Source organism: Thermus sp. NEB1569 (assembly GCF_022385295.1).
GTDB lineage: Bacteria > Deinococcota > Deinococci > Deinococcales > Thermaceae > Thermus > Thermus scotoductus.
The window spans coordinates 533,242-556,601 of the sequence record NZ_CP092445.1 but is presented as its reverse complement, the minus strand read 5'-3'; the positions used below and the strand labels follow the sequence as shown (position 1 = coordinate 556,601).

At 64.7% G+C, this 23,360-nt stretch carries 24 protein-coding genes; 13 read left to right on the top strand and 11 right to left on the bottom strand.

Annotation, left to right across the window (positions count from 1 at the left end; genetic code table 11):
• The 4 genes from nuoL (at window position 1) to MI302_RS03525 (ending at window position 4,961) form a co-directional block, all read left to right on the top strand.
• Window positions 1–1,818: an NADH-quinone oxidoreductase subunit L gene (gene nuoL, locus MI302_RS03540; protein ID WP_239726226.1), complete on the top strand. Its 1,818-nt coding sequence runs from the start codon at window positions 1–3 to the stop codon at window positions 1,816–1,818.
• Entirely contained in the window at window positions 1,812–3,221 is a 1,410-nt protein-coding gene (locus MI302_RS03535; RefSeq protein ID WP_239726225.1) for a NuoM family protein, read from the top strand. The genes nuoL and MI302_RS03535 overlap by 7 nt, the downstream gene beginning before the upstream one ends.
• The gene (locus tag MI302_RS03530) at window positions 3,218–4,498 is read left to right on the top strand and encodes an NADH-quinone oxidoreductase subunit N (RefSeq protein ID WP_239726224.1); all 1,281 of its coding nucleotides are present in this window, start codon (window positions 3,218–3,220) and stop codon (window positions 4,496–4,498) included. The genes MI302_RS03535 and MI302_RS03530 overlap by 4 nt, the downstream gene beginning before the upstream one ends.
• 85 nt (window positions 4,499–4,583) lie before the next feature.
• Window positions 4,584–4,961: a hypothetical protein gene (locus tag MI302_RS03525; protein WP_239726223.1), complete on the top strand. Its 378-nt coding sequence runs from the start codon at window positions 4,584–4,586 to the stop codon at window positions 4,959–4,961.
• On the opposite strand, the gene MI302_RS03520 is transcribed toward MI302_RS03525, so the two are convergent.
• Both MI302_RS03520 and rocF read right to left on the bottom strand, forming a co-directional pair.
• Window positions 4,958–5,446, bottom strand: a complete 489-nt coding sequence (locus MI302_RS03520) for a DUF2939 domain-containing protein (protein WP_126164545.1) — start codon at window positions 5,444–5,446, stop codon at window positions 4,958–4,960. The two genes, MI302_RS03525 and MI302_RS03520, sit on opposite strands and share 4 nt — an antisense overlap.
• A 36-nt stretch (window positions 5,447–5,482) precedes the next feature.
• Window positions 5,483–6,373 carry an arginase gene (rocF, locus tag MI302_RS03515; RefSeq protein ID WP_172960119.1) on the bottom strand — a complete coding sequence of 297 codons (891 nt, stop codon included), beginning with the start codon at window positions 6,371–6,373 and terminating at the stop codon, window positions 5,483–5,485.
• 84 nt (window positions 6,374–6,457) lie between these two features.
• Between rocF and MI302_RS03510 the strand changes: the two genes are divergently transcribed.
• The 9 genes from MI302_RS03510 to lysN all read left to right on the top strand — a co-directional run bounded on the left by MI302_RS03510 (window position 6,458) and on the right by lysN (window position 13,900).
• Entirely contained in the window at window positions 6,458–6,994 is a 537-nt protein-coding gene (locus MI302_RS03510) for a DUF177 domain-containing protein (RefSeq protein WP_126170163.1), read from the top strand.
• Between the two features lie 58 nt (window positions 6,995–7,052).
• Window positions 7,053–7,235 (top strand): 50S ribosomal protein L32, encoded by a 183-nt coding sequence (gene rpmF, locus MI302_RS03505; protein ID WP_015716502.1) that lies wholly within the window; start codon window positions 7,053–7,055, stop codon window positions 7,233–7,235.
• A gap of 75 nt (window positions 7,236–7,310) precedes the next feature.
• Window positions 7,311–8,294: a beta-ketoacyl-ACP synthase III gene (locus MI302_RS03500; RefSeq protein WP_239726222.1), complete on the top strand. Its 984-nt coding sequence runs from the start codon at window positions 7,311–7,313 to the stop codon at window positions 8,292–8,294.
• The gene (fabD, locus tag MI302_RS03495; protein ID WP_126187236.1) at window positions 8,294–9,211 is read left to right on the top strand and encodes an ACP S-malonyltransferase; all 918 of its coding nucleotides are present in this window, start codon (window positions 8,294–8,296) and stop codon (window positions 9,209–9,211) included. The genes MI302_RS03500 and fabD overlap by 1 nt, the downstream gene beginning before the upstream one ends.
• Entirely contained in the window at window positions 9,204–9,941 is a 738-nt protein-coding gene (fabG, locus tag MI302_RS03490) for a 3-oxoacyl-[acyl-carrier-protein] reductase (protein WP_019551155.1), read from the top strand. Before fabD ends, fabG begins: the two co-directional genes overlap by 8 nt.
• Window positions 9,942–9,994: 53 nt before the next feature.
• The gene (gene acpP, locus MI302_RS03485) at window positions 9,995–10,237 is read left to right on the top strand and encodes an acyl carrier protein (RefSeq protein ID WP_038032621.1); all 243 of its coding nucleotides are present in this window, start codon (window positions 9,995–9,997) and stop codon (window positions 10,235–10,237) included.
• A gap of 76 nt (window positions 10,238–10,313) precedes the next feature.
• Window positions 10,314–11,540, top strand: coding sequence for a beta-ketoacyl-ACP synthase II (fabF, locus tag MI302_RS03480; RefSeq protein WP_015716497.1), 1,227 nt, complete (start codon window positions 10,314–10,316; stop codon window positions 11,538–11,540).
• 3 nt (window positions 11,541–11,543) lie between these two features.
• Complete coding sequence (locus tag MI302_RS03475; protein ID WP_239726221.1) at window positions 11,544–12,674, top strand: deoxyguanosinetriphosphate triphosphohydrolase; 1,131 nt, start codon at window positions 11,544–11,546, stop codon at window positions 12,672–12,674.
• A 32-nt stretch (window positions 12,675–12,706) separates the two neighbouring features.
• A complete protein-coding gene (gene lysN / locus MI302_RS03470; RefSeq protein ID WP_239726220.1) occupies window positions 12,707–13,900 on the top strand; it encodes a 2-aminoadipate transaminase in 1,194 nt (397 codons plus the stop codon).
• Here the strand turns inward: lysN and MI302_RS03465 are convergent.
• Genes MI302_RS03465 through MI302_RS03425 form a run of 9 tightly spaced genes read right to left on the bottom strand, consistent with a single transcriptional unit; the run spans window position 13,874 to window position 23,228 of the window.
• The gene (locus MI302_RS03465) at window positions 13,874–14,578 is read right to left on the bottom strand and encodes a hypothetical protein (protein WP_239726219.1); all 705 of its coding nucleotides are present in this window, start codon (window positions 14,576–14,578) and stop codon (window positions 13,874–13,876) included. The two genes, lysN and MI302_RS03465, sit on opposite strands and share 27 nt — an antisense overlap.
• Window positions 14,579–15,481 carry a site-specific DNA-methyltransferase gene (locus MI302_RS03460; protein WP_239726218.1) on the bottom strand — a complete coding sequence of 301 codons (903 nt, stop codon included), beginning with the start codon at window positions 15,479–15,481 and terminating at the stop codon, window positions 14,579–14,581. It lies immediately after the preceding gene.
• A 9-nt stretch (window positions 15,482–15,490) separates the two neighbouring features.
• The gene (locus tag MI302_RS03455) at window positions 15,491–16,417 is read right to left on the bottom strand and encodes an RluA family pseudouridine synthase (RefSeq protein WP_239726217.1); all 927 of its coding nucleotides are present in this window, start codon (window positions 16,415–16,417) and stop codon (window positions 15,491–15,493) included.
• Between the two features lie 48 nt (window positions 16,418–16,465).
• Complete coding sequence (locus tag MI302_RS03450; protein ID WP_015716491.1) at window positions 16,466–17,296, bottom strand: ABC transporter ATP-binding protein; 831 nt, start codon at window positions 17,294–17,296, stop codon at window positions 16,466–16,468.
• A 42-nt stretch (window positions 17,297–17,338) separates the two neighbouring features.
• On the bottom strand, window positions 17,339–18,541 hold the full coding sequence (locus MI302_RS03445; RefSeq protein WP_239726216.1) for an ABC transporter substrate-binding protein: 1,203 nt from the start codon (window positions 18,539–18,541) through the stop codon (window positions 17,339–17,341).
• Between the two features lie 40 nt (window positions 18,542–18,581).
• Window positions 18,582–19,649 (bottom strand): branched-chain amino acid ABC transporter permease, encoded by a 1,068-nt coding sequence (locus tag MI302_RS03440; protein ID WP_239726215.1) that lies wholly within the window; start codon window positions 19,647–19,649, stop codon window positions 18,582–18,584.
• Entirely contained in the window at window positions 19,646–20,539 is an 894-nt protein-coding gene (locus tag MI302_RS03435; protein ID WP_239726214.1) for a branched-chain amino acid ABC transporter permease, read from the bottom strand. Before MI302_RS03435 ends, MI302_RS03440 begins: the two co-directional genes overlap by 4 nt.
• Window positions 20,536–22,470 (bottom strand): long-chain fatty acid--CoA ligase, encoded by a 1,935-nt coding sequence (locus MI302_RS03430; RefSeq protein WP_239726213.1) that lies wholly within the window; start codon window positions 22,468–22,470, stop codon window positions 20,536–20,538. Before MI302_RS03430 ends, MI302_RS03435 begins: the two co-directional genes overlap by 4 nt.
• Window positions 22,467–23,228, bottom strand: coding sequence for an ABC transporter ATP-binding protein (locus MI302_RS03425; protein ID WP_038031422.1), 762 nt, complete (start codon window positions 23,226–23,228; stop codon window positions 22,467–22,469). The genes MI302_RS03430 and MI302_RS03425 overlap by 4 nt, the downstream gene beginning before the upstream one ends.
• Between the last annotated feature and the right edge of the window lie 132 nt (window positions 23,229–23,360).

Below are 23,360 nucleotides of genomic sequence, written 5' to 3'. Positions count from 1 at the left end.
ATGCTGCTGCTGACCATCCTCCTTCCCCTCTTGGGCTTTGCCCTTTTGGGGCTTTTCGGAAAACGGATGAGAGAACCCCTCCCCGGGGTCCTGGCCTCGGCCCTGGTCCTGGCCTCCTTCCTGGTGGGGGTGGGCCTTCTCCTTTCGGGCGGGGCCCGCTTTGAAGCGGAGTGGCTTCCCGGGATCCCCTTTAGCCTGCTTCTGGACAACCTCTCCGGCTTCATGCTCCTCATCGTCACCGGGGTGGGGTTTCTCATCCACGTCTACGCCATCGGCTACATGGCCGGGGATGCGGGCTACAGCCGCTTCTTCGCCTACTTCAATTTCTTCATCGCCATGATGCTCACCCTGGTCCTGGCCGACAGCTATCCAGTGATGTTCATCGGCTGGGAGGGGGTGGGCCTGGCCAGCTTCCTCCTCATCGGCTTCTGGTACAAGAACGCCCAGTACGCCGACTCCGCCCGCAAGGCCTTCATCGTGAACCGGATCGGCGACCTGGGCTTCATGCTGGGCATGGCCATCCTGTGGGCCCTTTACGGCACCCTCTCCATCAGCGAGCTAAAGGAGGCCCTGGAAGGCCCCTTGAAGAACCCCAGCCTCCTGGCCCTGGCGGGCCTCCTCCTCTTCCTGGGGGCCGTGGGCAAAAGCGCCCAGGTGCCCCTCATGGTCTGGCTCCCCGACGCCATGGCCGGCCCCACCCCGGTTTCCGCCTTGATCCATGCCGCCACCATGGTCACCGCTGGGGTCTACCTCATCGCCCGGAGCTCCTTCCTCTACGCCAACCTCCCCGACGTTTCCTACATCATCGCGGTCATTGGGCTCATCACCGCCTTTTACGGGGCCCTATCCGCCTTTGGCCAAAACGACATCAAGAAAATTGTGGCCTATTCCACCATCAGCCAGCTGGGGTACATGTTCCTGGCAGCGGGCGTGGGGGCCTACTGGGTGGCCCTTTTCCACGTCTTCACCCATGCCTTTTTTAAAGCCCTCCTCTTCCTGGCCTCGGGTAGCGTGATCCACGCCCTGGGGGGAGAGCAGGACGTGCGCCGGATGGGGGGGCTCTGGAGACACCTGCCCGTCACCCGCTGGCACGCTCTCATCGGGGCTTTGGCCCTAGGGGGCCTGCCCCTTCTTTCCGGCTTCTGGTCCAAAGACGCCATCCTGGCCGCCACCCTCACCTACCCCTTTGGCGGCCTGGGCTTCTACCTGGGAGCGCTTTTGGTGGCGGTGCTCACCGCCATGTACGCCATGCGCTGGTTCGTCCTGGTCTTCCTGGGGGAAGAGCGGGGCCACCACCATCCCCATGAGGCCCCTCCGGTGATGCTTTGGCCCAACCACCTCCTGGCCCTGGGCTCGGTGCTGGCCGGGTACGTGGCCCTGCCCTATCCCCTGCCCAATCCCCTCGAGGCCTTCCTGAAGCCCACCTTGGCCGAGGTGGAAGCCCACCACCTTTCCCTGGGGGCGGAGTGGGGGCTCATCGCCCTCTCGGGGGCGGTGGCCCTCTTGGGGCTTTGGCTGGGCTACACCTTCTTCCAGCGCAAGGCCTTCCCCGCCTGGTACCTCACCTTTGAGGCCTGGAGCCGGGAAAGCTTCTTTGTCGACCGGGTGTACAACGCCTTAATCGTGAACCCCTTGAAGGCCTTGGCCGAGGTGCTCTTCTATGGGGATGGCAGCCTCTTTCGCGGCTACCTGGGCCTGGGCGGGGCGGTGCGGAGCCTGGGCCAAGGGATGGCCCGCCTGCAGACCGGTTACCTAAGGGTCTACGCCCTGCTCTTCGTGCTGGGCGCTTTGGTGCTACTGGGGGTGATGCGGTGGTAATCCTGGCGATCCTCCTACCCATCCTCTTCGGCCTTCTCCTCCTCCTGGGCCTTCCCCGCGCCCTGGGGGTCTTGGGAGCGGGCCTAAGCTTCCTCTTAAACCTCTACCTCTTCCTCACCCACCCCGGGGGGACGGCCCACCCAGTAACCCTTCCCCTTCTTCCCGGTGTGGGGGTCTACTGGGCCTTCGGGCTGGATGGGCTTTCCGCCCTCTTCTTCCTTACCATCGGTCTTACCGTCTTCCTGGGGGCCTTGGTGGCCCAGGTGGAGGGGCGGTTTTTGGGCCTCGCCCTTTTGATGTCGGGCCTTCTCCTCGGGCTTTTCGCCGCCCGGGACCTCTTGGTCTTCTACCTCTTCTTTGAGGCGGCCTTGATCCCCGCCCTCCTCATGCTCTTCTTCTACGGGGGCGAGGGCCGGATAAAAGCCCTCTACATCTTTCTCCTCTTCACCCTAGCGGGGTCCTTGCCCATGCTGGCCGCCATCCTGGCGGTGAAGGTCTTAGGGGGTAGCCCCACCTTCCTCCTCGAGGACCTCCTGGCCCACCCAGTTGGCGGAGGCGCCGCCTTCTGGGTATTTCTGGGTTTCGCCCTGGCCTTCGCCATCAAGACCCCCCTCTTCCCTCTCCACGCCTGGCTTCCCCCCTTTCACCAGGAGAACCACCCTTCAGGCCTGGCGGATGCCTTGGGGACCCTCTATAAGGTGGGGGTCTTCGCCTTCTTCCGCTTCGCCATCCCCTTGGCCCCCGAAGGATTCTCCGAGCTCCAGGGGCTTCTCCTTTTCCTGGCGGCCATCTCCGCCCTGTACGGGGCCTGGGTAGCCTTCTCTGCCAAGGACTTCAAGACCCTTTTGGCCTACGCCGGGCTCTCCCATATGGGGGTGGCAGCCCTCGGCGTCTTCTCCGCCACGGAGGAGGGGGCCTTGGGGGGGCTTTACCTCCTCGCCGCAAGCGGGGTCTACACCGGGGCCCTCTTCCTCCTGGCGGGGAGGCTTTACGAGAGGGTGGGCACCTTGGAGATCGGTCCCTTCCGGGGCCTCGCCCAAAGCGCTCCGGGCATGGCCGCCTTGGCCCTCTTCCTCTTCCTGGCCATGGTGGGGCTTCCCGGGCTTTCCGGCTTCCCCGGGGAGCTTATGACCCTCCTGGGCGCCTACAAACAAAGCCCCTGGCTCACCGCCATGGCCTTCCTTTCGGTGATCGCCGGGGCCGCCTACGCCCTCACCGCTTTCCAGAAGGTCTTCTGGGAAGAAGGTACCCAGAAGACCGAAGATCTGAAGGGAGCGGAGTGGCCCTTCGCCGCGCTGGCGGTGGCCGCCTTGGTGCTCATGGGGGTCTTCCCCGGCTTCTTCGTAAAGGGCCTTAAGCCCTTAGCGGAAGCCTTCGCCAAGATCCTTGGAGGTGGCGCATGACCCTCCTGGTGCTTAGCCTCTTCTCCGTGGCTCTCACCCTCTTGGGCTTCTTCGTCTCGGTGCCCCTTTTCAAACGATTCACCATCCTGGGGCTTTCCCTGGCCCTCCTTTCCCTCCTTCTCACCTGGGGAAAACCCTTCGCCCTTGGCCCCTACCACGTGGACGGGATCTCCCAGGTCTTCACCCTGCTGGCCCTTTTGGGGGCCCTTTGGACCGTGGGACTGGTGCGGAGCGGGCGGTTTGAGTTCTACCTGCTGGTGCTCTACGCCACCTTGGGGATGCACCTCCTCGCCTCCACCCAAAACCTCATCCTGATGCTGGTGGCCCTCGAGGCCCTCTCCCTCCCCCTCTACGCCCTGGCCACCTGGCGACGGGGGGAAGGCCTGGAGGCCGCCTTGAAGTATTTCCTCCTGGGGGCCTTGGCCGCGGCCTTTTTCCTCTACGGCACCGCCCTCCACTACGGGGCCACGGGAAACCTCCTGGCGGGCACCCCCGGCGAAGGGCCCCTCTACGCCCTGGCCCTGGGCCTTCTTTTGGTGGGACTAGGCTTCAAGGTGGCCCTGGCTCCCTTCCACTTCTGGACCCCGGATGTCTACCAGGGTAGCCCCACCCCCGTGGTGCTCTTCATGGCCACGGGGGTGAAGGCCGCAGCCTTCGCCGCCCTGCTTAGGGTGGCCGCCCCCGGCGTCCCCGACGCCTTGGCCCTCCTCGTCGCCTTCTCCGTCCTCCTAGGGAACCTGGCCGCCTTGAGCCAAAGGGAAGCCAAAAGGCTTCTGGCTTACAGCTCCATCGCCCACGCTGGGTACATGGCCTTGGCCCTCTACACGGGAAACGCCACGGCCTTGGGCTTTTACCTCCTCACCTACGTCCTGGCCACGGGACTGGCCTTCGCCGTGCTCTCGGAGGTCTCCCCGGACCGGGTGCCCCTGGAGCGCCTTAAAGGGCTCTTCCACCGGGACCCCCTCCTCGGCCTTGGCCTGTTCGTGGCCTCCTTGTCCCTCCTGGGCCTTCCCCCCCTGGCTGGCTTCTGGGGCAAGTACCTGGTCTTCACCGAGGCCGCCAAGGCCGGGCAGTGGGGCCTTTTGGTGCTGGCCCTCATCACCAGCGCCGTGAGCGCCTACTACTACCTGGGCCTGGGGCTTGCCGTCTTCCAAAAGGGTGAGGCGGAGGCCCGTCCCCGGCCCTTGGCCCGGGGGGTGGCCCTGGGGGTAGCCCTTCTCCTCATCCTGCTGGGCCTTATCCCCGGGGCGGTTCTTCCCGCCCTGGCCGCGGGCTAAGCCCGGGGCCTTCTTTCGGGCCCTGGGGTACAGAAGGTATCCCGGGGCCCGGGCTTTTTTCCCACTTCAGGTTTACACTCTAAGCATGGAGGACCCCCTGGCCCACCTGCCGCGGGAGCTTCTGCACAAGGATCCCCTGGGCTACGTGGCCCGGGGGGCCCAGGCTTTGCCCAAGGACCTCCGGGGGGCCTGGCTCCTAGGGGTGGTGAGCGGCTTCCTCTGGCCGGAAGCCCCTGTGCCCAAGGATCTTTCCGCCTTCTTCCGCCGCATGGAGGGTGCCTGGCGGGAGGCGGAGGAGTACTTCCTGGAAACGGGGCTGGACTTTCCCGTGCTGGTGAGCCAGTGGGCCAGGGAGGCCCTGGATCCTCTTCTCCACCACAAAAAAGAACCCCCCTGGGAAAGCCTCGCCCTGGCCTTCCAGGGCGGGCGGCAACTGGGGCGGCACCTGCGGAACCGGGCCTAGGGGGTATAGACAATCCGCACCACCCGCCACCTCAACCCCTGCCGCTCCATGACCAAACCAGTCTGGGGGTCATCCTTGTGGTGGACGTAAGCCCGCGATAGCCCTTGCAGTTTTAGCCGCCATTGGCGCACTTCTTCCAGACTGGCCTGCTCGGGATCTTTTCCTGTACCCAAGCTGGCAAGACCCTCGGGCGTAAGCAGGGCGTCCACGAGGGCCTGAACAAGACCCCCAGCAAAGATCATCCCCAAAGCCATAAAGGGATCATCCTGAGCCTTCTCCAGCTCCTTTACCATGGCCGCATTGAGATCCGCCTTTAGGCTTGCCCTAACTCGGGGAAAGTCCACATACTGCTCCAGGGCCGCTGGATCCCGGCGCTCGATGGCCGCTTGCAAACCCTTAAGAGCCCAGTACGGGGAAAGGACCAGATAACCACCCAAGAGGACTAAAAGAAAGGCAAGAATTGTTAGACCCCAGCGGGCTTTCATGGACCCAATATAGTTGAAGGAGGGATAAGCCGTCAACTATAAAATTCGCTTCCCTAAGAGACTGAGGGTCAAGCCCACCATCATCTCCGCGGTGCGGTTACGCTCGTCCAAGATGGGGTTCACCTCCACCAGGTCCAGGCTCCGCACCCGGCCCGACTGGGCCAGGATCTCCATGAGGAGGTGGGCCTCCCGGTAGGAAAGGCCCCCGGGCACCGGAGTCCCCACCCCGGGAGCCAGGGTGGGATCCAGGACGTCGGCGTCCAGGGAAACGTGGAGGGGCAGGCCGGAAAGCCTTTCCAAAACCTCCTCGGCGATGCGAGCTACCCCCAGGCGGTCCACCTCGTGCATGGTGTAAACGGTAACCCCCATTTCCCGAAGAAGCCGCCTCTCCCCGGGGTCCAGGCTCCGCACCCCCACCAGGACCACCCTCTTGGGATCCACCGCCTGGAAGGCCTCCGTGAGGCGGGGGTGCCCAAGCCCGCAGAGCACCGCCAGGGGCATGCCGTGAATGTTTCCCGAAGGGCTGGTTTCCGGGGTGTTGAAGTCCGCATGGGCATCCACCCAGACCACCCCCAAGGGCTCCTTGGCCACCCCGCTCACCGAACCCATGCTTAAGGAGTGGTCTCCGCCCAGCACGATGGGAAATACCCCCTCCGGCAGGGAGCGGAGCCGCTCCTTGAGCTCGAGGGCCGCCTGGCGGATCTCCTCCAAGTAGTTCTCCCCGCCGAAGCGCAAGCCCTTTCGCCTCAGGGTTTCCGCCACGGGTACCCGCACGTCCCCCAGGTCCTCCACCGCCAGACCCAGGGCCTCGAGCTCCTCCGCCAGCCGGGCATAGCGCAAAGCGGAAGGCCCCATGTCCACCCCACGCCGGCCTGCGCCTAAGTCCATGGGCACACCCAGGATGGCCACCCGCTCCATGGGGGGCATGCTAGCAGAAAACCCCATGCACCGCTTGGGAACTTTATGCCAACCCCCTAGGAGGAAGGGGCTTTTGGCGCTATACTTAAAAGGATGGAACACTGCGAGGTGGCAAGCATCAACCTGGCCCGCCTCTTGCGGGAAGGAGGCACGGCCCGCGCCACAGGCGTGGTCCGGGAAGCCTTCTTTGTAGGCGAGGAGCGCTTCCCCTTGGAAGGAGAGGCCACCTGGAAGGTGGCGGTCTCCGCCGTGGGAGGGGATGAGTACTGGCTTTCGGGTGAGGTGGAGGGCGTGGTCCTCATGGAGTGCCGCCGCTGCCTCAAGCCCACCCCCACCCCCATCCACGCCCACTTCCAGCACCTCCTCCGCTACCAGCAAGGCCTGGAAGAGGTGGTCTTCCACGAGGAGAAAGAGGAGGAGTACTACGCCTTTGGCGAGCCCGACTTGGACCTTCTCCCCTTCCTCACCGAGGCGTTCGTGACGGAGATGCCCTACACCGTCCTCTGCGAGGAAGGGTGCAAGGGCCTCTGCCCGGTGTGCGGGGCGGACCGCAACCTGGTGGACTGCGGCCACGAGCCGGAAACCCACCACCCCTTCCTGGGCCTTAAGGACCTCCTTCCCGAACTCTAACGGGTCTGCTATACTACCAGGGGTTTAGCGGGGGCCAAGCCCCCCTGGAGGACTGGAGATGGCCAAGCATCCTGTACCCAAGAAGAAGACCTCTAAGGCGCGGCGCGATGCCCGCAGGAGCCACCATGCCCTGACCCCCCCGACCCTGGTCCCCTGCCCCGAGTGCAAGGCGATGAAGCCCCCGCACACCGTCTGCCCAGAGTGCGGCTACTACGATGGGCGCAAGGTTCTAGAAGTCTAGACCCGGTCAAGACTTAAGGGACCCCGGCCTCCGGGGTCTCAACTTTTTGCGCCATGGGCCGGTATAGTGGAGCCCATGACGGGAGGTCAGGCGCCGGGCATCCTGGCCCTGGGGGCGTATGTTCCCCAAAGGGTCTTGAGGAACGAGGACTTTGAGGCCTATCTAGACACCTCGGATGAGTGGATCGTGACCCGAACCGGCATCCGGGAAAGGCGCATCGCCGCCGAGGACGAGTACACCTCGGACCTGGCCTTCAAGGCGGTGGAGGACCTCCTAAGGCGCCACCCCGGGGCCCTAGAGGGAGTGGATGGGGTCATCGTGGCCACCAACACCCCCGACGCCCTCTTCCCCAACACCGCCGCCTTGGTGCAGGCCCGCTTCGGCATCCAGGGCTTCGCCTACGACCTGTTGGCGGGTTGCCCGGGCTGGCTTTACGCCCTGGCCCAGGCCCACGCCATGGTGGAAGCGAGCCTGGCCCGTAAGGTCCTGGTAGTGGGGGCCGAGGCCCTTTCCAAGATCGTGGACTGGAACGACCGGGCCACCGCGGTCCTCTTCGGGGACGCCGGGGGAGCGGCGGTGGTGGGCAGGGTGCGGGAAGGCTTCGGCTTCCGCTCCTTCGTGCTGGGGGCGGACGGTAGCGGGGCCAAGGAGCTCTACCACGCCTGCGTGGCCCCCAGGCTTCCCGACGGGACCTCCATGCGCAACCGCCTCTACATGAACGGGCGGGAAGTCTTCAAGTTCGCCGTGCGGGTGATGAACACCGCCACCCTCGAGGTCATAGAAAAAGCCGGCCTCACCCCGGAGGACATCAAGGTCTTCGTGCCCCACCAGGCAAACCTCAGGATCATCGACGCCGCCCGGGAGCGACTGGGCCTTCCCTGGGAACGGGTGGTGGTGAACGTGGACCGCTACGGCAACACCTCCACCGCCTCCATCCCCCTGGCCCTCAAGGAAGCTGTGGAGGACGGCAGGATCCAAGAAGGCGATCACGTTCTTCTGGTATCCTTCGGGGCCGGGCTCACCTGGGCCGCCACGGTCCTCACCTGGGGGGGAGCCTAATGTACGCCGCCCTCTTCCCCGGCCAAGGCTCCCAGAAGGTGGGTATGGGAAAAGCCCTTTACGAGGCTTTCCCTGCCGCCCGCCAGGTGCTGGACCGAGCCGAGGCCACCCTGCCCGGGCTCCTAAAGCTCATGTGGGAAGGCCCCGAGGAGGCCCTCACCCTCACGGAAAACCAGCAACCCGCCCTTCTGGCCGTGGGCTACGCCGCCTACCAGGCCTTTCTAGCCCAGGGAGGCCAGCCCCCTTCCCTGGCCGCTGGCCACTCCTTGGGGGAGTGGACCGCCCACGTGGCCGCGGGCACCCTGGAACTGGAGGATGCCCTGAGGCTGGTACGCCTCCGGGGACGGTACATGCAAGAGGCTGTGCCCCCGGGAGAGGGAGCCATGGCCGCCATCCTGAAGCTTCCTCTGGAAGCCATCCAGGAAGCTTTGGCGGGGCTAGAGGGCGTGGAGATCGCTAACCTCAACAGCCCCGAACAGACGGTGATCTCCGGCAGGAAGGAGGCGGTGGAGGAGGCGGCGGAAAGGCTAAAGGAAAAACGGGCCCGGGTGGTTTTCCTCCCGGTCTCCGCCCCCTTCCACTCCTCCCTGATGGCTCCTGCCAAGGAGCGCCTGGCCCGTGACCTGGCCCAGGTAACCCTGAGGAAGCCCCGCTTCCCCGTCTACTCCAACGTGACCGCAACGCCCGAGGAGGACCCCGGCCGCATCCGTGAACTTCTCCTGGAGCAGATCACCGCCCCCGTGCGCTGGGTGGAGATCTTAAAGGACATGGAAAAGAGGGGGGTCCGGCGCTTTTTGGAGTTCGGTAGCGGGGAGGTGCTGAAAGGCCTGGTGGCCCGTACCCTGAAGGAAGCGCACGCCCTTTCCGTGGGGGACCCGGAAGGGGTAAGGAAGGCGTTGGAGGTGGAGGATGCGTAAGGCACTGGTGACGGGAGCCAGCCGGGGCATCGGCCGGGCCATCGCCCTCAGGCTGGCCCGGGAGGGCTATGCCCTGGTGATCCATTACGGGCAGAACCGGGAGAAGGCGGAGGAGGTGGCGGAGGAGGCAAGGAGGCTGGGAAGCCCCCTGGTGGGGGTTTTGGGGGCCAACCTCCTGGAGGCGGAGGCCGCCACGGGCCTGGTCCACGGGGCGGCGGAGATCCTGGGGGGCCTGGACACCCTGGTGAACAACGCCGGCATCACCCGGGACACCCTCCTCATCCGCATGAAGGACGAGGACTGGGAAGCCGTGCTGGAAGCCAACCTCTCCGCGGTCTTCCGCACCACCCGGGAGGCCATCAAGCTCATGATGAAGGCCCGCTTCGGGCGCATCGTGAACATCACCAGCGTGGTGGGGATCCTGGGAAACCCCGGCCAGGCCAACTACGTGGCCTCCAAGGCGGGGCTTATCGGCTTCACCCGGGCGGTGGCCAAGGAGTACGCCGCCCGAGGGATCACGGTGAACGCCGTGGCCCCGGGGTTTATCGAAACGGAGATGACGGAAAAGCTCCCGCCCGAGGTGCGGGAGGCCTACCTGAAAAGCATCCCCGCAGGCCGCTTCGGCCGGCCGGAGGACGTGGCCGAGGCGGTGGCCTTTTTGGTCTCCGAGGCTGCAGGCTACATCACCGGCCAAACCCTGTGCGTGGATGGGGGGCTCACCCCCCATTGAAGGGGCCAGGCCCTAAGCTATACCCCGTGGTAAAATCCCCAAGGGAGGTTTTCATGACGGAGAAGGAGATCTTTGAAAAGGTGAAGGCGGTTATTGCGGACAAGCTCTCGGTGGAACCCGAGAAGATCACCCTCGATGCCCGCTTCATCGAGGACCTGGGGGCGGACAGCTTGGATACCGTGGAGCTCATCATGGGCCTCGAGGACGAGTTCGGCCTGGAAATCTCCGACGAGGAGGCCGAAAAGATCCGCACCGTGAAGGATGCGGTGGCCTACATCCAGGCCAAGCTAGGCTAGAGCTAATAGGGCTTTTAAGGGGCGCTTCCCGCGCCCCTTTTCTTTTTCCCAGGGCTTTTCCCGGTATACTACCCCCATGCGACGCGTGGTGGTTACCGGCCTCGGACCCCTCACCCCCATCGGTGTGGGGGCGGAAGCTTACCATAAGGCCCAGCTTGCCGGGAAAAGCGGGGTGCGCCCCATCGCCCGCTTTGACGCCTCGGCCCTGCCGGTGCGCATCGCCGCCGAGGTGGACGTCAATCCCGAGGAGTTCATTGACAAAAAGGAGCTTAGGCGTCTGGACCGCTTTGTCCAGTACGCCCTGATCGCCGCCGAGCTGGCCCTGAAGGATGCGGGGCTGGAGCCCAGCGCCCTGGATCCCGAGCGGGTGGGTACCCTGGTGGGCACGGGCATCGGGGGCATGGAAACCTGGGAGGCCCAAAGCAAGGTCTTCCTGGAGCGGGGCCCGAACCGGATAAGCCCCTTCTTCATCCCCATGATGATCGCCAACATGGCCTCGGCCCACATCGCCATGCGCTACGGCTTCATGGGACCCAGCTCCACCGCCGTCACCGCCTGTGCCACGGGGTCGGATGCCATCGGAAACGCCCTCCGCATGATCCAGCTGGGGGAGGCCGACGTCGTCCTCGCTGGGGGCACGGAGGCCGCCATCACCCCCATGGCCATCGGGGCCTTCGCCGTGATGCGGGCCCTTTCCACCCGGAACGAGGAGCCCACCAAGGCCAGCCGCCCCTTCACCCTAAGCCGGGATGGCTTCGTGATGGGGGAAGGAGCTGGGGTCTTGGTGCTGGAGGAGTACGAGCACGCCAAGAGGCGGGGAGCCAGGATCTACGCCGAGCTGGTGGGCTTTGGCCGGAGCGCCGACGCCCATCACATCACCGAGCCCCACCCCGAGGGGAAAGGCGCCGCCTTAGCCATGCGCCGCGCCCTTTTGGACGCCAAAGTGAACCCCGAGGAGGTGGGCTACATCAACGCCCACGGCACCTCCACCCCCGTGGGGGACCGGGCCGAGGTCCTGGCCATCAAGGAGGTCTTCAAGGAGCACGCCCAGCGGCTCATGGTCTCCAGCACCAAGAGCATGACCGGCCACCTCCTGGGGGCTGCCGGGGGCATCGAGGCCATCGCCACGGTGCAGGCCCTCTACCACGGGGTCATCCCTCCCACCATCAACCTGGAGGACCCCGACCCCGAGCTGGACCTGGACTTCGTGCCCGAGCCCCGGGAGGCCAAGGTGGCCTACGCCCTCTCCAACTCCTTCGCCTTCGGCGGTCAGAACGCCGTGCTTCTCTTCAAACGGATCTAGGGGATGCTCTACTCCAGGGAAAGGCTTCTGGATCTGGAGGCGGAAAGGCTGGCACCCTACGCCCAGAAGGCCCGGGACACCCGGGGGCGGAAATACCCGGAACCCGAGTCCCCCTACCGCACGCCCTTCCAGAAGGACCGGGACCGCATCCTTCACACCACCGCCTTCCGGCGCCTGGAGTACAAGACCCAGGTCTTTCCCAACTGGGCTGGGGACTACTACCGCACCCGCCTTACCCACACCCTGGAGGTGGTCCAGGTGGCCCGCTCCATCGCCCGCGCCCTGGGCCTCAACGAGGACCTCACGGAGGCCATCGCCCTTTCCCACGACTTAGGCCACCCTCCCTTTGGCCACACGGGGGAGAAGGTCCTGAACGAGCTCATGCAGGACCACGGGGGGTTTGAGCACAACGCCCACGCCCTGAGGATCCTCACCGAGCTGGAGGTGCGCTACCCCGGGTTCAAGGGCCTCAACCTCACCCATGAGGTCTTGGAGGGCATCGCCACCCACGAGGCCGCCTATACCCCGGGCTTCAAGCCGGAGTACGAGGGCAAGGGCACCCTCGAGGCCCAGGTGGTGGACCTTTCCGACGCCATCGCCTATGCGGCCCACGACCTGGACGACGGCCTCCGTAGTGGCCTCCTTCGCCCCCAAGAGCTCACCGAGGTGCCCTTCCTGGCGGAGCTGGCCCGGGAAGAAGGCCTGGACCTTTCGGAGCTAACCGAGCTTTCCCGCCGGATCCTGGTGCGCCAGCTTCTGGGCTTTTTCATCACCGCCTCCATAGAGGCCACCCACCAAAGGGTAGAAGGGGCCGGGGTGAGGAGCCCGGAGGAAGTGCGCCGGCATCCTGAACGCCTGGCTGCTCTCACCCCTGAGGCCGAGCGGGCTCACCGGGAACTGAAGGCCTTCCTCCTGGAGCGCTTCTACCGCCATCCCGAGGTCCTGAGGGAGAGGCGCAAGGCGGAAATCGTTTTGGAGAATCTTTTCCACACCTACACCCAGTACCCTGCGATCCTGCCCAAGGAGGTCCAGGCCCGGATCCCCCTGGAGGGGCTTGAGCGGGCGGTGTGCGACTACATCGCCGGGATGACCGACCGGTACGCCCTCGAGGCCTATCGGAAACTCTTCCCCTGAAACCCCGGGGGGGCGAGGGATAAAATGGGTAGGTGAAAACCCTGGACTGGAATACCCTTTTTGGCGAGCGGGCCAGGCGCATCCAGGCCTCCACCATCCGCGAGCTTTTAAAGCTCACCCAGCGCCCCGGCGTCCTCAGCTTCGCCGGGGGCCTTCCCGCCCCCGAGCTCTTCCCCAAGGAGGAGGCGGCGGCCAAGGCAGCCGAGATCCTAAGGGAAAAGGGCGAGGTGGCCCTGCAGTACGGGCCCACGGAGGGCTACTTCCCCTTAAGGGCCTGGGTGGCGGAGCGGCTTGGGGTGAGCCCGGAGGAGGTCCTCATCACCACGGGAAGCCAGCAGGCCCTGGACCTTCTGGGGAAGGTCTTTTTGGACGAGGGAAGCCCGGTTCTCTTGGAGGCCCCCAGCTACATGGGGGCCATCCAGGTCTTCCGGGCCTACGGCCCCCGTTTCCTCACGGTGCCGGCCGGGGAAGAGGGGCCGGACCTCAGTGCCCTGGAAGAAGCCCTAGACCAGGAGCGCCCCCGCTTCCTCTACCTCATCCCCTCCTTCCAGAACCCCTCCGGGGGGCTCATGCCCCTGGAAGCCCGCAGGCGCCTCCTGGAAATGGCCATGGAACGGGGGTTGGTGGTGGTGGAGGATGACGCCTACCGGGAGCTCTACTTTGGGGAAAGCCGCCTGCCAAGCCTTTTTGAGCTGGCCCGGGAGGCGGGCTACCCCGGTGTGATCTACCTGAGTAGCTTCTCCAAGGTGCTGGCCCCGGGCCTGAGGGTGGCCTTCGTGGTGGCCCGGCCCGAGGCCATCCTCAAGCTCACCCAAGCCAAGCAAGGGGTGGACCTGCACACCCCGGTCCTCAACCAGATCCTGGTGCACGAGCTGGTGAAGGAAGGCTTCCCGGAACGCCTGGAGAGGATCCGCACCACCTACAAGGCCAAGGCCCAGGCCATGCTGGAGGCCCTGGACCGGGAGATGCCCAAGGAGGTGGCCTATACCCGGCCCAAGGGAGGGATGTTCGTCTGGATGACCCTCCCCGAGGGGCTCTCCGCCGAGGTCCTTTTCCAACGGGCCATAGAGGAAAACGTAGCCTTCGTGCCCGGAGGGCCCTTCTTCGCCAATGGAGGCGGGGAGAACACCCTGAGGCTTTCCTACGCCACCCTGGACCGGGAGAGAATCCAAGAAGGCGTGCGGCGCTTGGGTCAGGCGCTAAAGGGGCTTTTGGCCGTGGTCTAGGAAGAGGAGGGGTTCCCGCTCCCTCAGGGCCCCTACAAGGGCGTCAAAGAAGGCCTCCCCCGCCTCCAGGGTGGCCTCGAGGTCCAGGAAAAGGCCAGGGGTTCGGCTGTCCACCTCAATGACCCAGTGCCCCTCAATGAGGCCCTGGGCCCACAAGGGAGGCCGCCGCTGGGTCAAATGGGCCAGCCGCTCCTTAAAGCGGTTGTAGCCCTCTTCCCACTCCTCTCCTCCTGCCTTGGCGGCCTTCCCCCCCGCGCTTTTGCCAAAGGCCCCGTGGTCTAAAACCACAATGTAGCCGATGACCACCTCCGGGTAGAGCATCTGGACAGAGGAAACCTCGCCGAGGAGGTCGTCCAATCGGTTGGGGAGGGAACCCAGGGGATTGCGGAGGACCGACTTGAGGGAAAGAAGGAGGCGAGGCTTCTCCCCTGGGTGCTGGATACGTCCCCCTCCCCCGCCGGCGAGGAGGGGGGCGAGCAGGACCACATCCCAGTCCTTCGCCCGGGCAAAACCCCGGACGCTCACTTCACCCCGGCTTCCTCCCAAAAGGCCCCTAAGGCCCCGGGCCTCCAGCCGAGCCATACAGTAGTCCGCCAAAAGATCCCAACGCCTCTTGCTCTGGGCTGGCTTTTCCAGCCCGTCCCAAACCGCAGCCTCTAGGGCCTGCCCTAGCTCCATCTAGTCCCCCACGACCTCCAGCACCTCCCCGGGCACCTCCCGGGCGAAGCGCTCCCGGGCGAGGGCGGCGTAGCCCGGCACCAGCTCCACCCCCAGGGCCCTCCTCCCCCACTTGGCGGCGGCCACCAGGGTGGTCCCGGTCCCGGCGAAGGGGTCTAGGACGGTATCCCCCACGAAGCTGAACATGCGCACCAGCCTCTCGGCGAGCTCCAGGGGAAAGGGGGCTGGATGGAGGCGGGTGCTCTCCCCGGGGATGTCCTCCCAGATTTGCCGGAAGAAGCGGTGGAAGTCCTCCTTGGAAAGGCGGCTTTTCTCCCTTTGCTCGGGGCTAGGCCTGCGGTAGCCTCCGGGCTTCCGCTGCATGAGGATGTATTCGACCTCCGTTTTGATGATAGCCCCAGGCTCATAGGGCTTGCCTAGGAAGACCCCCCGTCCTTCCACCTCGAGGCTCGCATTGGTGTGCTTGCGCCAAAGGATGGGGTTCAGGTTATCGAACCCGATTTTGCGGCAGCGCACTTGGATATCGGCGTGGAGGGGAAAGACCAGGTGCCGCCCGAAGCGCCTTCTTGCCACGGCCACGTCCCCCACCACGATCACCAGCCTGCCCCCAGGCACGAGGAGGCGGAAAACCTCCCGCCATACCCGGTCCAACTCGTCCAGAAAAGCCTCGTAGTCCGCGATATGCCCTAGCTGGCCGGGCACGTCCTCGTACTGCTTCAGCGTCCAATAGGGAGGAGAAGTTAAGACCAGATGAACGGAGGCCTCAGGAAAGTTGGCAAGCACTTTCCGAGCATCCCCCACACGGAGCACATAGGCTCCTTCCCCGGTACGGGCTTCGAGGTAATCCCCTCGGGGTTGAGCGCCGTCCAAACCCTCCTCCGGGGAAACCGAAAAACGCTTCATCAAGGGCGATTATACGGGGTCTTCCAACAGGATCCCCTCAGGCCACTCCCCCCCGAGGGCGCGCCAGGCCTCCACCATATCCCGGGGTACGGGTGCCTGGAACTCCAGGATGCGCCCGGTGCGGGGATGGGGAAGGCGAAGCTCGTAGGCATGGAGGGCCTGGCGGGAGATCAGGGGGCTTTCCCGCCCATAAACCCCATCCCCTAGGATGGGGGCCTTCAGGTGCTTGAGGTGGACCCGGATCTGGTGGGTACGGCCGGTGTGGGGCCGGGCCTCCACCAGGGCGTAGGGTCCGGCGGTGGCGAGAATGCGGAACTCGGTTTCCGCATACCGGGGCGCAATCCCCCCCACGTGCATCTTGTGCCGCTCCACGGGATGCCGGCCTATGGGGGCGATGAGGGTGCCCTCCTTGGGGTGCCCCTCGGTGATGGCCAGGTAGCGCTTCATCACCAGCCTGTCGCGGAAGGCCCGGGCCAGGGCCTCGAGGGCCCCTCCATGCTTGGCCACCACCAGGACCCCGCTGGTGTCCTTGTCCAGGCGGTGCACGATGCCGGGACGCACCTCCTCGGGCCGCTCGGCCTCCTGGAGAGGAAAGTACCGCCCCAACAGGGCGTTGACCACGGTGCCCGTGTATACCCCGGGAGCCGGATGGGTAAGAAGCCCCGCAGGCTTGTTGAGGACCAGGAGGTCCTCGTCCTCGTAGAGCACCGGGATGGCCAGGTCCTGAGGGGCCACGAAGGGCTTTTCCTCCGGGGGAACCACCAGCACCTCTTCCCCCTTAAGGCGGTAGGAGGGCTTTTCCACCACCTTTTCCCCCACCTGGACCCGGCCCTGGGCGATCCATTCCTGGGCCCGGCTGCGGCTTACCCCGCAGGCCTCGGCCACCGCCTGGTCCAGGCGCACCCCTTCCATGCGAAAGCGCACCACGCTCTCCATGATACGAACCCCAGCGTGGGCCTCGCCACGCCGGGGTCCTGCGGCAGGCTACATGAACCGCTTCCGCCTCTTGTAGGCCTTTACCTCCTTGAAGCTCTTGCGTCCGCCCCCTTTGGCCACCCCCAGGTAGAACTCCTGCACGTCAGGGTTTTCCAACAGGTAGTCCCGATCCCCCTCCAGGACGATCCGCCCCGTTTCCATGATGTACCCGTAATGGGCGATGGAAAGCGCCACCCTGGCGTTCTGCTCCACCACCAGGACCGTGACCCCCTCCTCGGCGTTCACCCGGGCCACGATGTCAAAGATCTCCCGCACCAAAAGGGGAGCCAGGCCCAAGGAGGGCTCGTCCAGGAGGAGAAGCCGGGGTTTGGCCAGGAGGGCCCGGCCGATGGCGATCATCTGCTGCTCTCCCCCCGAGCAGTACCCGGCCAGGCGGTTCCTGAGCTCGGCCAGGCGGGGGAAGTAATGGTAGATGCGCTCCAGATCCTCCTTAAGACGGCTGTCCTTACGGGTCAAGGTGCCCACCCGCAGGTTCTCCTCCACCGTGAGGTGTTTGAAAACCCGCCGGCCTTCCAGCACCTGGACGATGCCCATCCTCACGATCTCCTCGGGGGGGCGATTATGGATGGGCTTTCCCTGGTAGAGGATCTCTCCCCTCACCACCTCCCCGTCCTCGGGGATCAAAAGGCCGGAGATGGCCCGGAGCGTGGTGGTCTTCCCGGCCCCGTTCGGGCCTAAGAGGGCGGTGATGCGCCCCTCGGGGACCTTCAGGGAAACCCCGCGCAGGACCTGGATGATGTCGTGGTAGACCACCTCGATGTTGTTGACCAAAAGGAGGATGGGGCCTAAGTCTTCGGGGCGCGTGGGGTTCAGGCTCATGGCGTAAGGAATGCCCGGGGGAGTTCCCCCGGGCCGAACGTCTTACTTGCCGTAGTGCACCTTGCGGAAGAGGGCCGAGGTGAAGGGCTCGGTCACGGGGACGAAGCGGCCCCCCTTGGCCTCGAGGATCCTCAAGCCCTCGGCCCCGGTGCGCTCGCTCTTGGTGAAGTCGATCTCAATCCCCTGCTTGGTGGAAACGGCAAAGCCTGGCTTGAAGGCATTGGGGCCGTTCATGCCCACGAGGGCCTGGTAGACGGTCTCCCCGGTGATGCGCTTGAAGCGCTCCTGGGCCCGGCGCATGGCCTCCACGGCAATGGCCGTGGCCAGCATGCCGTTGGTGTAGTTCACGCTTCCCACGATGGCCTGGGGCCGCCCATACTTCTGCCCAAGCTCCTTCTGCAGGCGGATGCCCGGGGCATCCTCGTGGAACATGTAGAAGCTGGTGGCCCAGAGGAACCCCTCCGCCGCATCCCCCGCCAGCTTGATGAGATCGGGACCACCCGTGTAGTGGGCCCCAAACTGCCGGATCTTCTTGTCCAGCCCCAAGCGCTTGGCATCCTTAAGGATGTTGGCCACGGGGCCGGCCACGTTCTGGTGAACCACGTACTCCACCCCGGCCGCCTCAAAGCGCTTGAGGAGGGCGGTGTTATCCAGGTTCCCCGCCCCCACCTCCTGCACATCCACGATCTGCAGGCCCAGCTGGGCTGCCGCCTTCCGGGCATCGGCCACCGGGGCCCGGCCGAAGGGAGAAGGATGCACCACCAAGGCCACCTTAGCCCCCTTCTTCTGCTTGGCGATGTACTCCAAGAGGGCCACCACCTGCTCGGAGTAGGTGGTGGTGGGGATGAAGAAGTAGTCGTTGTTGGGGGGATCAATAAGCTCCACGTGCATGGAGGCGGGGATCGTGGGTACCTTCACCTCCTGGATCAGGGACTTGAGCTGCAGGTTGGCTCCGGTGGCGTAGGAGAGGAAAACGGGGATCTTGAACCGGTCCAAGGCCTCCTCAAAAAAGCGCTGGGTGTTGGCGTTGTTGTACTGGTCGTCCCGCACCAGGCAGTTCAAGACCACCCCGGGGATAAGCTTTCTTTCGTTGGCGTACTTGCAGTAGTCCTCCACCGCCGCCCCGTAAGGAGCCCCGGCATCCGAGGTGGGACCGGTGATGGCCCCCGACCACAGGATGGTGACCTGCTGCTGGCCCAAGGCCAGCCCCGCCATCGCCAAAAGACCGAACCAGAGTTTTCGCATCTCGCTCACCTCCCATTGCCAACCCCATAAGGGGGGTTGCCTAGTACTTAAAGGGCCAGGTGCGGAAGTAGCTTCGCACGATCCGCCACCAGTTGTAAAGCCCCCTGGGCTCAAACATCAGGAAGAGCACGATGATGAGACCAAAGGCCAAGGGCCTTAAGGCGCTGGCCACATCCACCCCGGCCACGCTGAAGCCCAAGGCCTTGATGAAGTTGGAGAGAGCCTCCATGTTCACGTCCAAGAGTTCCAGGAAGGCCGGCCCCAGGAAGCTCCCCACCAAGGTACCCAATCCCCCCACGATGGCCATGGCTAAAAGCTTGATAGAAACCGCAAAGGTGTAGTCCTCTATGACCACGGCCCGGGAAAGGTAGGCGTAAAGCACCCCCGCCACCCCGGCGTAAAAAGCCCCCAGGGCAAAGGCGAAGAGCTTGGTGCGGCCAGGGTCCATGCCCATGGCGTCTGCCGCCCGGTCATTGTCCCTCACCGCCATCAAAGCCCTCCCGTAACGGGTGCGCAGGAGGTTGCGGAAGAAGACCGCAAGAAGGACCAAAACCACCAGGGAAACGTAGTACCAGAAGTGGAAGTGGTTGCGAAAGCCCGCCTCGTATCCCAAAAAGCTGGCCCGGGGCATGTCCATGGCCCCACCCTGCTTTAGAAGAGGCATGTGCCCGACGGTCCACTCAAACACCACCTGGAAGGCCAAGGTGGCCAGGGCCAGGTAGAGGTGCTTCACCCGAAGGCTGGGGATGCCCACCAGGAAGCCGAAAAAGGCCGCCACCAACCCGCCCAAGGGAACCACGAGCCAAAAGGGAAGTCCCTGGGGGGCGAGAAGGGCCGCCGTGTAGGCCCCCACCCCCATGAAGGCCGCCTGGCCGATGTTGATGAGGCCGGCGTAACCGGTGGTGATGTTCAGCCCCAAAACGGCGATGCTGTAGACCAGGATCAGGTCCAGGATGAAAACCTGGGTGCGGGAGAGGAACTGGGGCAGAACCAGGAGGAAGCCCAGGAAGAGAAGAAGGGAGACCAGCTCCCGGTGGGTGGCAAAGATGCTGGTGTCCTGTTGGTACGAGGTGCGGTAGTTTCCAGTCTGGGCCCAGGGGTTTCTCATACGCGCTCAATCTCCTCCGTGCCAAAAAGGCCATGGGGCTTGAACCAAAGGACCAAAAGGAGAACCAGGAAGGGGAAGACATCCCGGGTGCCTCCTCCGGGGATAAAAGGGTCCAAGAACCCCGCAGCCAGGTTCTCCAAAACCCCGATGAGGATACCGGCCACCACCGCCCCCGGGATGGAATCCAGACCCCCCAGGATCACCACCGGGAAGACCCGCAGGCCGATGTGCACCAGGCCATCCAGGTTGAGCCCGGAGATGGTTCCCACCACCAGGCCCGCCGCCGCCGCCGTAAGCCCCGCCGCCGCCCAGGCCAAGGCGAAGACCCGTTCCACGGAAACCCCCAGGCTCATGGCCGCCATCTGGTCGTCGGCCACGCTGCGCATGGCCACGCCCAGGGTGGAACGCTGGAAAAACCAGGTGAAGGCCAGGAGGAAAAGCAGGGTGAAGCCCACGGCCAGAAGCTGGGCATAGGAGATCTGCACCCCCAAGAGGGTGACCCCCCCTGCGGGCAGGAAACTGGGATAGCTAAAGTTCCCCGCCCCATAAGGGGTCAGGTGGATCAAGCCATCCAGCAAGGAGGCCAAACCAATGGTGGCCATGATGACCGAGATGATGGGCTGGCCCACCAGGCGCTTCAGAAACACCCGCTCCACCCCAAAACCCAAAAGGGCGGTCAAGGCCAAGGCCAAAGCCGCGGCCAGCAGGAAAGGGGCTCCCAAAGACACCATGGCCCAGTAGGCCACAAAGGCCCCCACGGCGATGAACTGCCCCTGGGAAAAGTTCACCACCCGGCTGGCCTTATAGATGAGAACGAAACCCAAGGCGGCCAGGGCGTAGACCAAGCCCAGGACAATACCGGAAAAGATAAGCTGCAAGAAGAAGCTCACACCATCACCTCCTCCCAGAGGTCCAAAACCGGCACCCGGGCCCGCACCCGCTGGACGGTTCCGTCCTGGTAGCGGTACTCCGCCTCCACCTCCACCGCCTCGACCTGGGAATACAGGGCCTCCACCAAGGGCGCGTACTTCTTGGCGATGAGCCCCCGGCGCACCTTACCGGTGCGGGTGAGCTCCTCGTCATCGGCGTCCAGGAGCTTGTAAAGCAGGACAAAACGGCGGATTTTTAGGTCCTCAGGTAGCTCCCGGTTCACTTTCTCCACCTCCTTACGGATGAGCCCGGCCACCTCGGGCTTTAAGGAGAGGTCTAGGTAGGTGGTGTAGGCCAGGCCTCGGTCCTCCGCCCATTTGCCCACCGTCTGGGGATCTATGTTAACGAAGGCCGCCAGATAAGGCTTGCGGTCACCGAAGACCACCGCCTCCTTGATATAGGGGGAGAACTTCAGCTTGTTCTCCACGAACTGCGGGCTAAAGACCGTGCCTTTTTCCGTGCGCATCACATCGGAAAGCCGGTCGATCACCACCAGGTGCCCATCCTCGGTGAGGTAGCCGGCATCCCCCGTGTGGAGCCAGCCATCCCGGAAGGTTTCCGCCGTGGCCTCGGGGCGCTCCCAATAGCCGGCACAGACGGCATCGGAGCGGCAAAGGATCTCCCCCTCCTCGCTGATCCGCACCTCGGTGCCGGGGATGGGAAGGCCCACGGTATCGTGGCGCACGTCCCCATCCCGGTGGACGAAGGCGATGCCGATGATCTCCGTCTGGCCGTAGATCTGCTTCAGGTTGACCCCGATGGCGTGGAAGAAGCGGAAGACATCGGGGCCCAAGGCGGCACCCCCTGTATAGGCCCGCCTGAGGCGCAAGAAACCCAACTGGTCCCGCAAGGGCCTGAAAAGCACTTGGTCAGCCAACCAGTAGGCCAAACGGAGCCCCGGGGGCATGGGCTTCCCCCGCATGCGGTACTCCGCCGCTCGGTAGCCTATTCTCAAGAGCTTCTCGTAGACGAAGCGGTTGAAGGCGTAGCTCTCCGACATGCGCACCCAAATGTTGCTCTGGATGCTCTCCCAAACCCTGGGGGGGCTGAACATCACGTGGGGGCCGATCTCCTTAAGGTCCTGCATGGCGGTTTCCACCGCCTCGGGAAAGTTGACGGCGAAGCCCCCTGTGAGGGCCATGGCCACGGACATCATCTGCTCCCCAATCCAGGCCAAAGGCAGGAAGGAGAGGTAGTCGTCGGTGGGCAAAAGGGGATCCACCTCCTGCAGGGCCACCCCCATGTGGATGAGGTTGCGGTGGCGGAGCATGGCCGCCTTGGGCCTTCCCGTGGTGCCCGAGGTGGAGGAAAGGTGGCAGACCTCCTCGGGGCTCGCCTCGAGGAGGAGTCTTTCCACGGCGTCGGGATATTTCCTCCGGTGCTCCCGGCCCCGCTCCAGGACCTCCTCAAAGGAAAGGAGCCAGGGGTCCCGGTAGCTCCGCATGCCCTTGGGATCCTCGTAGATCACGTGGCGGACCTTCGGGATCTCGCTTCGGATCTCGTAGAGCTTGTCCACCTGCTCCTGGTCCTCGGCCAGCACGATGCTGGCCCCGGTGTAGCCCAGCATGTAGGCGATCTCAGCGGGCAGGCTACTTTGGTAAACCCCCACGCTGATCCCCCGGACCGCCTGGGTGCCGAGTTCCGCATAGAGCCACTCCGGGATGTTGTCGGCGATGATGGCCAGTCTCTCCCCCGGTTCAAAGCCCAAGGAGAGGAGGCCATGGGCGAAGAGGAGGACCTTCTCGTAATATTCCGCGTAGGTGATCTCGTTCCAGATGCCGTAGTCCTTTTCCCTCAAAGCCACCCTGTCCCCCTCCTGCTCCGCCCTAAGGCGCAGAAGCTGGGGCAGGGTGTAGCGCTTCATCTCGTAGGAGGGCCTTAGGGCCTTCATGCCTCCACCCCCAGGTAGGCCTCCTGAACCCTGGGACTCCTGGCCACCTCCTCCGGCGCCCCCTCGGCGATCACCTGGCCGAAGTCCAGCACATACACCCGGTCGGAGATGTCCATGACCACCCCCAGGTCGTGCTCGATGAGGATCACCGTGGTGCCTTGGGCCCGGATCTCCAGGATGAAGCGCACCATGTCCTCCTTCTCCTCCAGGGTCATCCCCGCCATGGGCTCGTCCAGAAGGAGGAGCCTGGGGGAAAGGGAAAGAGCCCGCGCCACCTCCACCCGCTTCCTGACCCCATAGGGGAGATTTCCCACCAAGGCCTTGCGGTAGGGTTCCAGCTCCATGAAGTCGATGACCTCCTCCACCACCCGGCGGTTCTCCACCTCCTTGGCCAAAGCTTTGCCGTAAAAGACCCCGGCCTGGGCAAGGTTGTAGCCCAGGTGGGTGTGCCGGGCCAGCATGAGGTTTTCCAGCACCGTGAGGCCAGAGAATAGCTCTATGTTCTGGAAGGCGCGGGCGATGCCCAGACGGGTCACCTCGTGGGGGCTTGCGCGGGTGATCTCGTGCCCCCCAAAGAGGATGCGACCTCGCTGGGGATGGTAGAAGCCCGATATGCAGTTTAAAAGGCTGGTCTTCCCCGCCCCGTTGGGGCCGATGACGGAGACCAGCTCCCCCTCCTCCACCGCCAGGGAAACCGACGAAAGAGCAGCCACGCCGCCAAAGGTTAGGGTGATGTTCTCCACCAAAAGCTGGGCCACGGACCTCCTCCCTAACAGCTGTTTGGGGAGAAGTATAAGGGGAAGGCAAAACGGATGTCAACGCTCTCTTGCCAGGGTGTAAAAAACCGTTAGACCCTGTATAGCCCTTCTTATGCTACACTCTTTAAGGTA